Annotated in this window: 15 protein-coding genes; 9 read left to right on the forward strand and 6 right to left on the reverse strand. The window is 69.3% G+C overall.

The annotated features are described in order from the left end of the window. Window positions 1-155: 155 nt before the first annotated feature. The gene (locus GVY64_RS25560) at window positions 156-1,745 is read right to left on the reverse strand and encodes an alpha/beta hydrolase (protein WP_159846380.1); all 1,590 of its coding nucleotides are present in this window, start codon (window positions 1,743-1,745) and stop codon (window positions 156-158) included. Between the two features lie 157 nt (window positions 1,746-1,902). Here GVY64_RS25560 and GVY64_RS25565 point away from each other — a divergent pair, with 157 nt between their 5' ends. Beyond that, window positions 1,903-2,214 carry a GNAT family N-acetyltransferase gene (locus tag GVY64_RS25565; RefSeq protein ID WP_159846383.1) on the forward strand — a complete coding sequence of 104 codons (312 nt, stop codon included), beginning with the start codon at window positions 1,903-1,905 and terminating at the stop codon, window positions 2,212-2,214. Between the two features lie 4 nt (window positions 2,215-2,218). Here the strand turns inward: GVY64_RS25565 and GVY64_RS25570 are convergent, their stop codons facing one another. Next, window positions 2,219-2,980 carry a lysophospholipid acyltransferase family protein gene (locus GVY64_RS25570; RefSeq protein WP_159846386.1) on the reverse strand — a complete coding sequence of 254 codons (762 nt, stop codon included), beginning with the start codon at window positions 2,978-2,980 and terminating at the stop codon, window positions 2,219-2,221. Window positions 2,981-3,105: 125 nt separating this feature from the next. Here GVY64_RS25570 and GVY64_RS25575 point away from each other — a divergent pair, with 125 nt between their 5' ends. From GVY64_RS25575 to GVY64_RS25585, 3 genes are all read left to right on the forward strand, one after another. Beyond that, the gene (locus GVY64_RS25575; protein ID WP_159846389.1) at window positions 3,106-3,750 is read left to right on the forward strand and encodes a YqgE/AlgH family protein; all 645 of its coding nucleotides are present in this window, start codon (window positions 3,106-3,108) and stop codon (window positions 3,748-3,750) included. A 132-nt stretch (window positions 3,751-3,882) separates the two neighbouring features. Further along, a complete protein-coding gene (locus GVY64_RS25580; protein ID WP_159846392.1) occupies window positions 3,883-4,419 on the forward strand; it encodes a sigma-70 family RNA polymerase sigma factor in 537 nt (178 codons plus the stop codon). After that, window positions 4,416-5,162, forward strand: a complete 747-nt coding sequence (locus GVY64_RS25585; RefSeq protein WP_159846395.1) for an anti-sigma factor family protein — start codon at window positions 4,416-4,418, stop codon at window positions 5,160-5,162. Before GVY64_RS25580 ends, GVY64_RS25585 begins: the two co-directional genes overlap by 4 nt. Window positions 5,163-5,220: 58 nt before the next feature. Here GVY64_RS25585 and GVY64_RS25590 read toward each other — a convergent pair whose 3' ends face one another. The 3 genes from GVY64_RS25590 to GVY64_RS25600 all read right to left on the reverse strand — a co-directional run bounded on the left by GVY64_RS25590 (window position 5,221) and on the right by GVY64_RS25600 (window position 7,588). Then, entirely contained in the window at window positions 5,221-5,988 is a 768-nt protein-coding gene (locus tag GVY64_RS25590; RefSeq protein ID WP_159846398.1) for an ABC transporter permease, read from the reverse strand. Next, window positions 5,985-6,956, reverse strand: a complete 972-nt coding sequence (locus GVY64_RS25595; protein ID WP_159846401.1) for an ATP-binding cassette domain-containing protein — start codon at window positions 6,954-6,956, stop codon at window positions 5,985-5,987. The genes GVY64_RS25590 and GVY64_RS25595 overlap by 4 nt, the downstream gene beginning before the upstream one ends. A gap of 101 nt (window positions 6,957-7,057) precedes the next feature. Further along, window positions 7,058-7,588, reverse strand: coding sequence for an EXLDI protein (locus GVY64_RS25600; RefSeq protein ID WP_159846404.1), 531 nt, complete (start codon window positions 7,586-7,588; stop codon window positions 7,058-7,060). A gap of 136 nt (window positions 7,589-7,724) precedes the next feature. On the opposite strand from GVY64_RS25600, the gene GVY64_RS25605 reads away from it, so the two are divergent. From GVY64_RS25605 to GVY64_RS25625, 5 genes are read left to right on the forward strand one after another with little or no spacing between them, the layout of a single operon-like run. Then, window positions 7,725-9,404 (forward strand): thiamine pyrophosphate-binding protein, encoded by a 1,680-nt coding sequence (locus GVY64_RS25605; protein ID WP_159846407.1) that lies wholly within the window; start codon window positions 7,725-7,727, stop codon window positions 9,402-9,404. A gap of 33 nt (window positions 9,405-9,437) precedes the next feature. After that, window positions 9,438-10,097, forward strand: a complete 660-nt coding sequence (locus GVY64_RS25610) for an SRPBCC family protein (protein ID WP_159846410.1) — start codon at window positions 9,438-9,440, stop codon at window positions 10,095-10,097. Window position 10,098: 1 nt separating this feature from the next. Next, window positions 10,099-11,133 carry a 3-oxoacyl-ACP synthase III family protein gene (locus tag GVY64_RS25615; protein ID WP_159846413.1) on the forward strand — a complete coding sequence of 345 codons (1,035 nt, stop codon included), beginning with the start codon at window positions 10,099-10,101 and terminating at the stop codon, window positions 11,131-11,133. Then, the gene (locus tag GVY64_RS25620) at window positions 11,130-12,167 is read left to right on the forward strand and encodes an aminotransferase class I/II-fold pyridoxal phosphate-dependent enzyme (RefSeq protein ID WP_159846416.1); all 1,038 of its coding nucleotides are present in this window, start codon (window positions 11,130-11,132) and stop codon (window positions 12,165-12,167) included. Before GVY64_RS25615 ends, GVY64_RS25620 begins: the two co-directional genes overlap by 4 nt. 48 nt (window positions 12,168-12,215) lie before the next feature. Then, window positions 12,216-12,599: a hypothetical protein gene (locus GVY64_RS25625; RefSeq protein ID WP_159846419.1), complete on the forward strand. Its 384-nt coding sequence runs from the start codon at window positions 12,216-12,218 to the stop codon at window positions 12,597-12,599. A 100-nt stretch (window positions 12,600-12,699) separates the two neighbouring features. Here GVY64_RS25625 and GVY64_RS25630 read toward each other — a convergent pair whose 3' ends face one another. Further along, complete coding sequence (locus GVY64_RS25630; RefSeq protein ID WP_159846422.1) at window positions 12,700-13,107, reverse strand: SdpI family protein; 408 nt, start codon at window positions 13,105-13,107, stop codon at window positions 12,700-12,702. Window positions 13,108-13,228 lie beyond the last annotated feature (121 nt).

The raw sequence follows: 13,228 nt of genomic DNA on the forward strand, positions 1-13,228 counted from the left end.
GCGCGACCGGACGAGGCGCACCACGACACCTGCGCCACGGGCGTTCGCCGACCGGGCGGGAACCACCGCCGACGCCTGACAGCCCGGCCCGCGCGCCGTCTAATTCAGCGCGCCCAAGGGCCACCGCAGGCCACCGGATCTCGCGCACGGCCAGATCAGCTCGCGGGCAGCGGGGCCTGGTCGGCGCGGGTGATGTCCACCTTTCCGGTGCGCAGGTAGGTGAGCACCGCCTCGTCCACCGCCGGGTTGCCGCGACCGAAAGTGCCGTGGTCGCCGCCGTCCACGACGACCAGCCTGCCGCCCAGCGCCGCGGCCATCGCCGGGCCGCCTTCGTACTTGGTCAGCGCGTCGTGCTTGCTCTGCAGCACCAGCGGCGGGGTGCGCAGCCCCGCGCCGGTGATCGGCACCGGCTTCGTCACGGGTTTCCAGGAACCGCAGGCCATTCCCGAGCGCACCAGGTCGGCGCGCGCGTCCATGGCGTTGCCGCCGGAGACGATGGTGCCCGCCGCGGCGCCGAGCAGTTCCGGCCTGCCGCGCACGGCGTTCTCGTTGCAGGTGATCGCGCTGAACACGAACCGCCCGGTGGGGTCCGTCGAGGTGGCGCCCTCGATGGCCCGCAGACGCTGCACGTTCGCCGGGTCGGCCGCGGCGTCGGCCATCGCGCGGGCGAAGGTCGGCCAGAAGGTGCGGGTGTAGGTGGCCACGGTGGTCGCGCCGAGCAACGGCACCTGCGCGGAGACACCGCCGCTCACCAAGGTGCGCAACAGGTTCTGCACTTTGCCGAGCTGCTCGACGCTCCCGGTGTAGCCGTCCCTGGCGATCTCGGCCAGCGGTTCGGGCAGCGCGCCGGGCAGGTCGGCGATGCTCGCGGGCGGCGGGGTCAGATTGGCGTACCAGCCGCCGCCCTGGGCGGCCGCCAACCGCACCCAGGTGCGGTAGACCTGCAGAGCGGTGTCGCCGAGGTGGTAGTCGCCGTCGTGTTCGGCGATCCAGGCGAACAGATCATCGAGGCGTTGTTTGCCCGCGACCTGCTGCTGGGCGAATTCCTCGGTCCACACCCAGTCCGGGTTGACGTTGGAATCCAGGATCATCCGTTCCACCCGGTCGCCGAACAGCGCCGCGTAGACCGCACCGAGATAGGTGCCGTAGGAGGTGCCGAGGTAGCCGATCCGCTCCAACCCGAGCGCGGCGCGCACGACGTCCATGTCACGCGCGGTGTTCTCGGTGGTGATGGTGGCCAGGTACCCGGGCTGCGCCGCATCGCAAGCCTTCTTGATCTCGTCGCGATTACCGCCGCCGAGCGAGACCTGTTGACCCGGCCCGTCCTTCGAGCTCGTGCCGCATTCCAGCGGCGTCGCCCAGCGCAATCCGCGCGGTTGCACGGCGATCCGGTCGTAGTGCTCGGCGAGCGCGGCGGGAAACACCTCGAGCCTGCGCGCCCAGAAATCCAGCGCGTCCGCGCCGGGGCCGCCGGGATTGGCGAACAGGACACCCTGCCGCTCGCCCGTGGCCGCGATCCGGCTGACGGTTAACTCGATCCGGGGGCCGTCCGGGTCGGCGTGATTCATCGGGACGGAGACCACGGCGCACTGCACGCCCCGATCGGCGGTCACGGCCCCCGCGGGACACCGGCCGAACGCCACTGCGGGCGCGGCGTCCGCGCCGCCGGTGGCGATCGATCCACCGAGCAGGCCCGCGGCGACGACGGCGGCCGCGACCCGCGAAATCCGCGGTGTCCTCATCATGTTCGTACCTCCCCGAGCCTGCCCGCTCGCGCGTGACGACGGACCCGACCAAGAGCATTCTGCGCAGGGCCGCCGGGTCGGACAAGTCGGTGGCGGGATTCCGCCCGGTCCGGAGCGTGATTTACCCCGAAACCGGGGCACAGAGTAGCGTCGAGCCATGTCGACCGAGGTCAACAACAACACCGCACTGGACCGTTTCGAGATCTACGTCGACGGTGCGATCGCCGGCTACGCCGAATACCAGGACACGGCTTCCGAGCGCGCGTTCGTGCACACCGAGATCTACCCCCGCTACGAGGGCCAGGGCTACGCGCGACTGTTGGTCGAGACGGCCTTGAACAGCACGCGCGACGACAAGCTCGGCGCGCTGCCCATGTGCCGGACCGTCCACCACTTCATCGAGACCCGTCCCGAATACCTCGGGATGGTGCCGCACTGGGCGCGCGACCGGCTGAATCTGCCGCAGTAAGCCGTCAGTACGCGGCGACGGCGCTGTCGAGCGCCTTCTGCAGATCCGCGCGCACCAGCCGGGCGATGTCACCGGGCCGGGGCGGCAGCTCGAGCACCGGGACGCCGAAGTGGAAGCTGGCTCCTTTGGCCTCCTCCTTCGTCGGCGGCACCGAGGGATCGCGGCGCGGCCCGTAGCTCAGCGCCATGGACACCAGCACGGGCTCGGCGCCGAGCTTCATCGCCCGGAACGCGATGTGCCCGATGCCGCTGCCCACCGCTTGCACGCGGGCCGGATCCACGTCGTTGCAGGTCCCCTCGGGGAAGACCGCGATGCCGTCGCCCCGGGCCATCCGCTCCGCGCAGACGTCCATCATGCGCTGGCCCGCGGCGTTCACCGCGCGGATGCCGTGGTCCTTGCCGCGGAACACCGGGATGCCGCCCATCATGTCGATCTTGCGCCGCTGATCGGGATCGGCGAACAACTCGTCCTTGGCCAGCACCCGCACCCGGCCGATCACCCGCCGTAGTCCGCTGCGCCAGGCGGCCGCGGCCACGGTGTAGGGATCGCTCTCGGAGAGATGGTTGATCGCGATGAGCAGCGGCCGGTTCTGCCTGATGGCCGTTCGGAGCGCGGCGCGCGCGCCCTCCGCGTAGGTGACGCGGGGATGGTAGCGGCGGCCGAGAATGGCGTAAGCCCCCCAAGCCTGTAGGCGGTTCTGGCGGTGATCGCGATAGAAGTCGTACACGGTGTCGCTGTTCTCGAGGCGCACCTCGGGCGGTTCCATGACCTGGACTCTACGATGTCGCGGCGACGGCGCGGCGGGGCGTCCGCCGTCCGCTCGGCAAATCCGGAAGGCAGAAGTCGGCCGCAGAAGGCGCAATCTGAGCGAACAGCTGCGATGATGTCGGAGTGGCACGCGCAGAAGACCCGGACGATCGGAAGACTCGCGGCGGGCACAGTGGCCGCAGGCGACGCGAGTACCGGCACGGTGACCAGGTGGTTCGTGCCGGGACGCTGCTGGTGTCGGCCACCGAACTGGTCGAACCGACCTTCCGGCGCACCGTGGTCTACATCATCGAGCACAACGAGGCGGGCAGTCTCGGCGTCGTGCTCAACCGCCCGAGCGATACCGCGGTGCACGAGGTGCTGCCGCGCTGGACGGAGGCGGTCGCGGCGCCACGCACGCTGTTCATCGGCGGCCCGGTGAAACGGGACGCCGCGCTGTGCCTCGGCACCGTCCGGGTGGGCGCGCGGATCGAGGGCGTCCCCGGCCTGCGCCGCATCGACGGACGCGTCGTCCTGGTCGACCTGGACGCCGATCCCGAGCGGGTGGCCCCGCTCGTCGAGGGCATCCGGATCTTCGCGGGCTACGCGGGCTGGACCTTCGGCCAGTTGGAAGGCGAACTGGAGAACAACGACTGGATGGTGCTGTCCGCGCTGCCGTCCGACCCCATCAGCAGCGGCCGTGCGGACCTGTGGGCGCATGTGCTGCGCCGCCAGCCGCTGCCGCTGTCCCTGCTGGCGACACACCCGATTGAACTCGAACGCAACTGAGAACGTGTACTCCTCGAAGGGACCGAAGGAGACACGATATGAGACACGACAACTGAACCGGCAAGAGCATGGGTGACTTGTCGACCGCGCCCACCGACCGGCCCCGCAACTCGAGCGGAGAGGTACCCAGTTGTGCGCAACCTAGGCGGCCAGACGGGTCGACCCGACGATCAGTCCGAATTGCTGCGGGCTCTCTATCGCGAACACGCCACCGCGCTGTGGCGGTACACGCTCGGCTTGGTACGGGATTCCGGACGGGCGGAGGACATCGTGCAGGAGACTTTGCTGCGGGCCTGGCAACGGCCGAACGTCTTGGATCAGTCCACCGCGTCGGCGCGAGCGTGGCTGTTCACCGTCGCGCGCAATCTCGCCGTGGATGAGCATCGCAGCGCCCGCAGCAGGCGCGAGGTCCGCACCGACAGTCCGCCCGAACAACCGGCCCCCGACCAGTCCGACCGCGCGCTGGACAGCTGGCTGGTCGCCGACGCGCTCGGCAGGCTCAGCGCCGATCACCGCGAGGTGATCGTGCGGGCCTACTATCGCGGACTGTCCACCCACCAGATCGCCGAGGAACTCGGCGTTCCGCCGGGCACGGTGAAGTCCCGGATGCACTACGGTATGCGCGCATTGCGCCTGGCACTACAGGAGATGGGGGTGACGAACCAGTGACGGAGATCACCGACGACTACAGCACGTGGGACGCCCCGTACGTGCTCGGCTCCCTCACCCGCGAAGAGCGCCTGCAGTACGAGAGCCATCTCGCCGACTGTCCCGACTGCCGGGCGGCCGTGGCCGAACTGGCCGGGCTACCGGGAATGCTCGCTCTCGTGGAGAGCGACATCGCGAACGCGATGATCGAGCCGCCCGCCCACCCCGCCGAGCCTGCGCCGGAGTTGCCTCCACCACCGCCGATGCCCTCCCTCCCACCACCCGCGCGAATCGCCGACGCGGCCGAACGCCGCCGCGGGCGCAGCGGGTGGACGTCGGTCGGCATCGCGGTGGCCTCGGCCGCGGCGGCGGTGGCGATCGCGGTCCCGATCGCCGTCTCGGTGTCCGGATCGAACCAGTCGACCGAGCCGGGCACCAGCGAGCAGGCGTTCGTCGAACGCCAGATGACTCCGGTGGAGCCGACGCCGGTCTCGGCGAGCTTCAAGCTCGTCCCGGCGGGCGACCGGACGCGAGTGGTGATGACGTGCAGCTACCCGCCCGGCGAACAGCAGCGCTACAGCACCGAGCTCGCGTTGTACGTCACCCGCACCACTGGTCAACAGGAGAAACTCGACGCCTGGCCCGCGGGCCCCGGGACCGAGCTGACCATCGACCGGACCATCGACGGTGCTCCCGAGCAGGTCCGCGCGGTCGAGATCCGCGCGACCAACTCCGGGAAGGTGCTGCTCACCGGCACGGTGTGAGCGATAGGACGATCCCCCGCGGGCACTGCTCGCGGGGGATCGCCTGCGCACGATTCGCTCAGCGCGTCCGACGCCGGAAGATCGAGGACGACCACAGGTAACCGACCGCGGTCAGACCGACGCACCAGGCGATCGAGATGAGCGCGTTGTCGCCGATCTCGGTGCCCATCAGCAGACCGCGGACGGTCTCGGTGAACGGGGTGAAGGGCTGGTACTCGGCGAACTGACGCAATCCGGCGGGCATGGTGTCGGTGCCGACCAGGCCGCTGCCGAGGAACGGCAGCATCACCAGCGGGAAGGGGGTGTTGCTCGCGCTCTCCGGGTTCGGCGCGAGCAGGCCCAGCGCCACCGACAGCCAGGTGAGCGCGAACATCACCGAGGCGAGCAGCCCGAACACGGCGAGCCACTCGACCGGGTCCGCGTTCGGGCGGAAGCCGATCAGCAGTGCGACGCCCGCCATCGCGGCGATGCCGACCAGCGCTTGGATCAACGCGCCGACCACGTGACCGGTCAGCATGGCCGACTGCGCGATGTCCATCGTGCGGAACCGGTTCACGATGCCTTTGGTCGTGTCGGTGGCGACCGACACGGCGACCGAGACGGTCATGTACGCCGGAATCATCAACAGCATGCCCGGCGCGAGATAGTCGATGTAGTTACCGCCGGAGGACTTCTCCAGCGCGCCGCCGAAGACGAAGTTGAACACCAGCAGCAGCACGGTGGGCATCACGATGACGCCGAAGCTCAGGCTCGGATAACGCTTGGCGTGCAGCAGATTGCGCCGCAGCATGGTCGCCGAATCGGCGAGCGCGTAGGACATGCTCATCGCACGGTTTCCTTCTCGGTGGTGGGGTGGCCGGTCAAGGTGAGGAAGACGTCGTCGAGGTTGGGGGTGTGCACGGCGAGGCCCTCGAGCTCGATCTGCTCGTAGTCGAGCCGATCCAGTACGGAGCGCAGCGATTTCACGCCGCCGTCGCTGGGCACCGCGAGGGTGAGGTTCTCGTCGTCGTCCGGTGCCGGGGCGGCGACGCCGAGCGCGTCGGCCGCCGCCGCCAGGGCCGGACGATCGGCGAACTCGAGGCGGATGTGTCCGCCCGGCACCAGACGCTTCAGTTCCGCCGCGGTTCCTTCGGCGACGATCCTGCCGTGGTCGAGCACCGCGATCCGATCGGCGAGCTGGTCGGCCTCCTCCAGGTACTGGGTGGTGAGGAAGACCGTGACGCGGTAGTCGTCCACCAACCCGCGGATGATGTCCCAGATCGCCCGCCTGCTGCGCGGATCGAGCCCCGTGGTCGGCTCGTCGAGGAAGATGATGCGCGGATCGCCGACCAGTGTCATGGCCAGGTCCAGGCGCCTGGTCATGCCGCCGGAGTAGGTGGCCACCGTCTTGTCCGCCGCGTCGACCAGGTCGAAGCGCTCCAGCAGGCTCTGCGCCAGCCTGCGGGCATCGCGCCGCTGCAGATGGTGCAGATCGCCCATCAGCAGCAGGTTCTCCCGGCCGGTGAGCAGTTCGTCGACCGCCGAGAACTGGCCGGTCACCCCGATCTGCGCGCGCACCTGCTTGCGCTCGGCGGCGAGATCGTGGCCGCCGATGCGGATGTCGCCCGCGTCCGGGGTGATCAGCGTGGTCAGGATCTGCACGGTGGTGGTCTTGCCGGCACCGTTCGGTCCGAGCAGCGAGAAAACCGTGCCTTCGGGGACGGTCAGATCAATCCCGTCGAGCACCACCTGCTCGCCGAACGATTTCCGCAGGCCCCGCGCCGAGACGGCGGCCGTGCGATGGCCGTTCACCATGGTCTTTCCCTTCTGAGATACATGCGACTATGCGAATTCGGGCATGTGTTGTCCACACCGCCCCCTTGGGGACGCGGTGCTGATCGTTTCGGTTGCGGCGGTTAGATGTCCAGGTCTTCGATCTTCGGCCCCTCGGCCACGTCGACCACCCGCCGGTAGAGCTTGTCGGGCACTTGACCCTTCAGTTCGTCGAGGGAATCGACGACGACGAAGACGAAATCACCCCAGTCCTGCTGGCCGACGCCGAGCAAGCGACGCCAACTCTTCGGGTCCCGCCAGTCCTTGAGCCACTTCGCACCCACGTCGGCGGGATATTCGTCCCAGTTCGAATACTGGGCGTGCATCACGAATTTGCCCTTGCGGCTGCGATACACCTGGACGTGCTCGATCCGCGTATCGTTGACCTCGTGCCACTCCCCTAGCAGGGTGCCGGAGAAGCGGACCTGACGCACACCGTCTCGACCGACTTTGAGCACGATTTCGTCGTAACCCTCCAGCCGGCCCTCCTCGAGTTCGATGAACCGGCGCAGCGCCGTGACCACCGCCCCCGAGAGGTTGCCGCCGACCAGTTCCTGCGCGCGCTGGAAGAGCGGGAGGTCGTCGTCGGCAACGTAGATCGTCTTGTTGGGCATGCTCTGACTATACGTAGATGTATACGTACACGCAAGCAGGGCGTCATATCTTTCGAGCCGTCGTTGAACCGTCCGGCGGCCGGGTCCGTATCACTCCTGTACGCAGTCGATATTTCGTCAGCGGAAAGGAGCGCGGATGCGGACTCGGGTGGTGGACCATCTGGTGCGAGCGGTCTCGGCGTTGGGCGTGCGCCACATCTTCGGGGTGGACGGCGCCAATATCGAGGACCTGTACGACGCGATCTTCGACGCGCCGGAGCACGTCACCGGAGTGGTTGCCAAACACGAGTTCTCGGCGACCACCATGGCGGACGGGTACGCCCGCAGCACGGGCGGATTAGGTGTGGTCGCGGCGACCTCGGGCGGCGGCGCGATGAATCTCGTCGCCGGACTCGCCGAATCGTTCGCCTCGCGGGTGCCGGTGCTCGCCCTGGTCGGCCAGCCTCCAACCGTCCTGGAAGGCAACGGCGCGTTCCAGGACACCAGCGGACGCGCGGGCGCGATCGACGCCGTCCGCTTGTTCGGCGCGGTCAGCACCTATTGCGCCCGCGTGGAGGCCGCCGCCGACCTGCCGGATCGGCTGGACCGGGCGGTGCGGGCCGCCCGGCGCGGCGGCCCGGCGGTGTTGCTGCTGCCCAAAGACGTGCAGCAGGCGGACGCGGGCGACCTGGCGCCGTGGCGCCCCGCGCCGCGGACGCATCGGTCCGACGAGGCCGGGATCGCCCGCGTCCGCGCCGCGCTCGACTCGGCCCGGCACACCGGCAAGATCGTCATCATCGCCGGCGATCAGGTCGCGCGCGACGACGCGCGCGCCGAACTCGCGCGCCTGGCCACCGCGCTGGACGCCGCGGTGGGCGTCGCGCCGGACGCGAAGGACACCTACGACAACACCGATCCCGCCTTCTGCGGTGTCACGGGCAGCATGGGTCATCCCGAACTGGCGGCGGCCATCCGGTCCTCGGCCCTGTGCCTGCTGGTCGGCACCCGGATGCCGGTTCCGGCCCGCGCCGGTTCGGAGACCGCGCTCGCCGAACGCATGGTCGCGAGCATCGGTGTGGCGCCGCCTTTCCTGCCCGCGATCCACGCGACCAGCACCGATCTCTCGCGAACGCTCGCCGGGCTCGCCGATGAACTGGACGACGGCAGCACCGGAGCCGAACGCGTGCGCGCGGCGCAACCGCTGACCTCGCTGCGCGTACCCGCCTCCGCCGGTCCCGGCCTGCGCTATCGGGAAGCAGTCGAGACGATCGACGCCGTATTGCCGGACGGCACCGATGTGTTCGCGGACGCGGGCAACACCGGCGCGGCCGTCGTGCACCATCTCCGGGTCCCGCGCGACGGGCGGTTCGTGGTCGCCCTCGGCATGGGCGGAATGGGGTACGCGTTCGGCGCGGGCATCGGGTCCGCGTTCGCGCGAGCGGATGGCGTCCGCCGGACGGTGGTCATCGCCGGTGACGGGTCGTTCTACATGCACGGCATGGAGTTGCACACCGCGATCGAGCACGCCTTGCCGGTCACCTTCGTCGTGCTGAACAACAACGCGCACGCCATGTGCGTGACCAGGGAGCAGCTGTACTACCGGGATCGCTACAGCTTCAACCGATTCCGTCCGGCCTATCTGGGCGCGGGCATCGCCGCGATGTTCCCCGGCCTGCCCGCGTTCTCGGTACACACCGTCGACGATCTCGCCGCCGCGCTGCGGCACTGCCTGGCTGTCGAGGGACCGTCGTTCCTCTCGATCGAGTGCGATCCCGACGAGATCCCACCGTTCCTGCCGTTCCTGACCACCGTGGAGCAAACCCGCGGCCACCACTGAACGTCCGCGCCCGCACAACCCAAGGAGTACCCCGTGACGACGAGTTCCCTCCCTGCCCTCAGTGACATCCCGGAGCAGGCCGTGCCGGGCGTGCTCCGCATCGAGAACTCCGACAAGGACGCGACCACGCCGATCATCATGGACATGCTGCGGTCGGTGTATCCGCACGACCAGATCTACGGCGATTACTGTCCGGTGCAGGGTTACATCGCCGCACCGCCGCGAGAGGTGTACGAATACCTCGCCGACACCAGGTCGCTGGAGGAGTGGACCTACAGCATGCGCGGGTTCGTCGAGACCGACGAACCCGGGCTGTGGCTGGCCTACGACCGACTGGGCGACGAGACCGAGATCTTCACCCGTACCGTCGCGAACCCGGACGCCATGACCGTCGACTACCACTGCGCCTGGGACCAGTCCCGGCACCTGTGGATGATCTACCTTCTGCGCGTGGTCGACGCCCAAGTGGTGTTCGACAAGCCGGGGTCGGTGGTCCTGTGGGTGAACTGCAAACACCCCTTCTACGACGCGAACCCCTACCCCGAGACAGCGCCGCCCGAGCGGCCGGTGTGGGTCGGCGACTTCTGGGACATGTTCTCGGCGGGTCATCAGCTGGAGATGGACAACCTCAAGGCCATCTGCGAGTACCGGGCCGCGCACGGCCTGCCCATCAAGCCCGACTGGATGAAATGAGATGGCATTGATCACCCAGAACTTGCCGCAGGTCAGTCTCGTCGACGTGGCCTCGTACCTACCCGGCGAGCCGGTCGGCACCGAGTACTTCACGCAATTCGCACGCTCGGACCGGATGGCGAAGAACGTCATGTTCCGCGCGCCCAAGGGCCGCCACCACGTGGCTCGGGACGAGACCGCGGTGGACATGGTCGAGCGCGCCGTCGCACCGCTGATCGAGCGCAACGGCGCGGACGCGATCGCCGATATCGATGTGCTGATCACGCACACCCAGCTGCCGGACAACCCGGTGCTCGGCTGTGGACCCGAGGTGGCGCGCAGGCTCGGCATCCGCCCCTCCTACGTCTACGACCTGCACAACGGCGGATGCGCCGCGTTCGTGCACATGATGGCGATGGCCCGCATGATCTTGCAGACCACCCCGGCCCGCACCGCGCTGATCGCGGCGTCGCAGAACTGCGCGGGACCGGTGTTCACCCAGACCGAGATCCGCAAGCTGGCCCAGGCCCCGGTGCCCGGCGACGGCTGCGGAGTGGGGCTGCTGCGCAAGGACGACAGCGCGCCGATTCTCGACATCGAATGCCGCACCTATCCCGAGTTCGCCGGAGACATGGAGTTCTCCACCAACGGCGAGCGCAAGTATTGGGAGCCGGGCGAGGGCCAAGGGTGCGTCAGCTTCACCGAGTCCAAGGTGACCAAGGTGTTCGCCCGGGGCAACCGGCTGGTTCCGGAAGTGGCGCTGGCGGTGTGCGATCGGATCGGGGTGCGGGGACGCGACGTCGACACGTTCGTCACCAATCAGCCGAACCGGCTGTTCCTGCGTAACTGGCACGATGCGCTGGAGTTGCCCGCGCAGCGGCATCCCGACACCTTCGACTCCTGCGGCAACCTGTTCGCCGCGGGCATCCCGGTGACGCTGGATGTGGAGAACCGGGCGGGACGGCTGGCCAACGGATCGCTGGTGCTGCTGGCCGGCTTCGCGCACGCGGGCGATTTCGCGGGCGCGGCCGCCGTCCGCTGGGGAGCCGCGCGATGAGCGTGCGCGTTGTCGACGGCACCCGGCCCTCTCGCCGGCACCAGGTATCCCGGCTGCCGCCCCGCTTCGACCTCACCCTCAGCGAGAATCCGTTCCCACCGCTGCCTTCGGTGCTGCGGGCGGTGCACATGACGCTGGCTCAGGCCAACCGATACCCGGAGTTCCTGCCGCGTCGGCTGCCGTCGCTGATCGCCGGGCATGTGGGTGTTCGGGCGGATCAGGTGGTGGTCGGCTCGGGGGCGACCGGCGTGGCCCTGCAGATCCTGCAGACGCTCACCACGCCGGGAAAAGAAATCGTCTACAGCGCGCCGACGTTCGACGGGTATCCGATCATGGCCGAGATGGCCGGACTCGAGGCGGTGCCGGTGCCGCTGGACGCGGCGGGCGATCAGGACCTGCGGGCGATGCGGCATGCCGTCGACCGGCGCACCGCACTGGTCGTGGTGTGCCGTCCGCACAATCCCACCGGAACGGTGCTTCCGGCGGACGAGTTGAAGGCGTTCCTCTCCGACGTGCCTGCCCGTATCCCGGTGCTTCTCGACGAGGCGTACGTCGAATTCCTCGGTGCGGCGGAGTACATCGATCCGCTGGCATTGATCGCGAAGCATCCCAACCTGCTCGTCCTGCGGACTTTCTCGAAGGCGTACGGGTTGGCCGGGCTGCGGATCGGTTACGCCTTCGGCAGGTCCGAGCTGATCGCGCGCGTGAGCAAGCTGCAACTCCCCTTCGGGATGAGCGCGGCAGCGGTGGCCGCGGTCACCGCCTCCTACGCCGCCGAACCCGAGCTCGCCGCGCGCACCCTCCGCATCACCGAGGAGCGGGACGCGCTCCGGGCCGCACTGATGGCTCGCGGATTCGCGATACCGGAAAGTCGCGCCAACTTTCTGTACATCCCCGGTCCCGGCACCGTCACCGCGCTGCGCCGCGCGGGGATCGCCGCGAAGTCCTATCCGGACGGCAGCGCGCGGATCGCGGTCGGCGATCCCGCCGCAGATCAGGCGGTTCTCCAAGCGCTTTCGACGCACGCCCGGTGAGCTCGCTGCAACTTTGGAGCGGCCTGTCCGAGGTGATTCGATCGAGGGATGTGGGGCGAATTCGAGGTCAACGCGGCGCCCGCGCACGGGACCGCGAGTCGTGTGCTGTTCCGGCTCGCCGTGGGGCGATGGGCGTTCATCCTGCGCCAGACGCTCATCGAGCCCGGCGGCAGCAGCGGGTGGCATTACCACGACGGGACACTGTTCGTGCTGGTAGCGCGGGGAACCCTGGATCACCCCGGCGCGGACTGCGCGCCGGTCGCCTATCGGCGGTGGCGGGTCTTCCGGGAACCGAGCGGACCGCGCTACCCGCACTTGGCTCGCAACGCCGGGACCGCGCCGGTACTGCTGTGCGTGCTCTACATCACTCCGGTCGGCAGCCCGCTGTCGCGCAGTGTCGCACCGCCGCCGTGTGCGGAAGGCAGGGCGTGAGCCTCTTACTCGGCACGCTGCGAATGCGCGCGGCTATGGGCTGTTCAGGAATGACGATCTGTCGGCCCGGCTGACCGCGGCCCGGCGCGAGCGGCCGACGTCAGCCTGCCGGTTGGCAGGCGTCGCGGAGCGAGCAGGCGCCGCAGGAGTTGCCGCAGTCACCGGTCTCCGGCGGCGGCGCGATGGCGGCGGCCGCCTGCGCTGCGGCATTGGCGCCCGCGCCGAGCGTGAACAGGGCGACCAGGGCGGCGACACCCGCGACCGCGAGCGCGACGACGCCACCCGCGGCGAGCCCGACCAGACCACCGGCGAACAGCAGCGCTCCGGCCGCGATGGAGGTGGGCGCGGCGACCCGGTTGGCGACGCGGAAGGTCTCGTCCGTGGACAGCGCGGCCTCGGTGTGGACGCCGAAGAAACGATTGCGGGGCAACCGGCCGGTCAGTCCGAGGGCGCCGGTTGTGACGGCCACGACGGCAGGCACGAACAGGACGAGAGCGACGACGAACACCTATGCAGGCTAGCGCATCGGCGCCGCCGCGCCGCCGACGGGCGGTGCGACGGCGAACACGTCCGCAAAGTCCAGGCCAGCCCGATTTTCGGTCCATCGGAGGGGACGTTCTACCCTGATA

Source organism: Nocardia sp. CY41, from assembly GCF_009829325.1.
In the GTDB taxonomy this organism is placed as follows: domain Bacteria; phylum Actinomycetota; class Actinomycetes; order Mycobacteriales; family Mycobacteriaceae; genus Nocardia.

Coding starts and splice junctions, on each gene's coding strand:
- GVY64_RS25560 (WP_159846380.1), bottom strand. CDS start 1,745: ATGATGAGGACACCGCGGATTTCGCGGGTCGCGGCCGCCGTCGTCGCC.
- GVY64_RS25565 (WP_159846383.1), top strand. CDS start 1,903: ATGTCGACCGAGGTCAACAACAACACCGCACTGGACCGTTTCGAGATC.
- GVY64_RS25570 (WP_159846386.1), bottom strand. CDS start 2,980: ATGGAACCGCCCGAGGTGCGCCTCGAGAACAGCGACACCGTGTACGAC.
- GVY64_RS25590 (WP_159846398.1), bottom strand. CDS start 5,988: ATGAGCATGTCCTACGCGCTCGCCGATTCGGCGACCATGCTGCGGCGC.
- GVY64_RS25595 (WP_159846401.1), bottom strand. CDS start 6,956: ATGGTGAACGGCCATCGCACGGCCGCCGTCTCGGCGCGGGGCCTGCGG.
- GVY64_RS25600 (WP_159846404.1), bottom strand. CDS start 7,588: ATGCCCAACAAGACGATCTACGTTGCCGACGACGACCTCCCGCTCTTC.
- GVY64_RS25605 (WP_159846407.1), top strand. CDS start 7,725: ATGCGGACTCGGGTGGTGGACCATCTGGTGCGAGCGGTCTCGGCGTTG.
- GVY64_RS25615 (WP_159846413.1), top strand. CDS start 10,099: ATGGCATTGATCACCCAGAACTTGCCGCAGGTCAGTCTCGTCGACGTG.
- GVY64_RS25620 (WP_159846416.1), top strand. CDS start 11,130: ATGAGCGTGCGCGTTGTCGACGGCACCCGGCCCTCTCGCCGGCACCAG.
- GVY64_RS25625 (WP_159846419.1), top strand. CDS start 12,216: ATGTGGGGCGAATTCGAGGTCAACGCGGCGCCCGCGCACGGGACCGCG.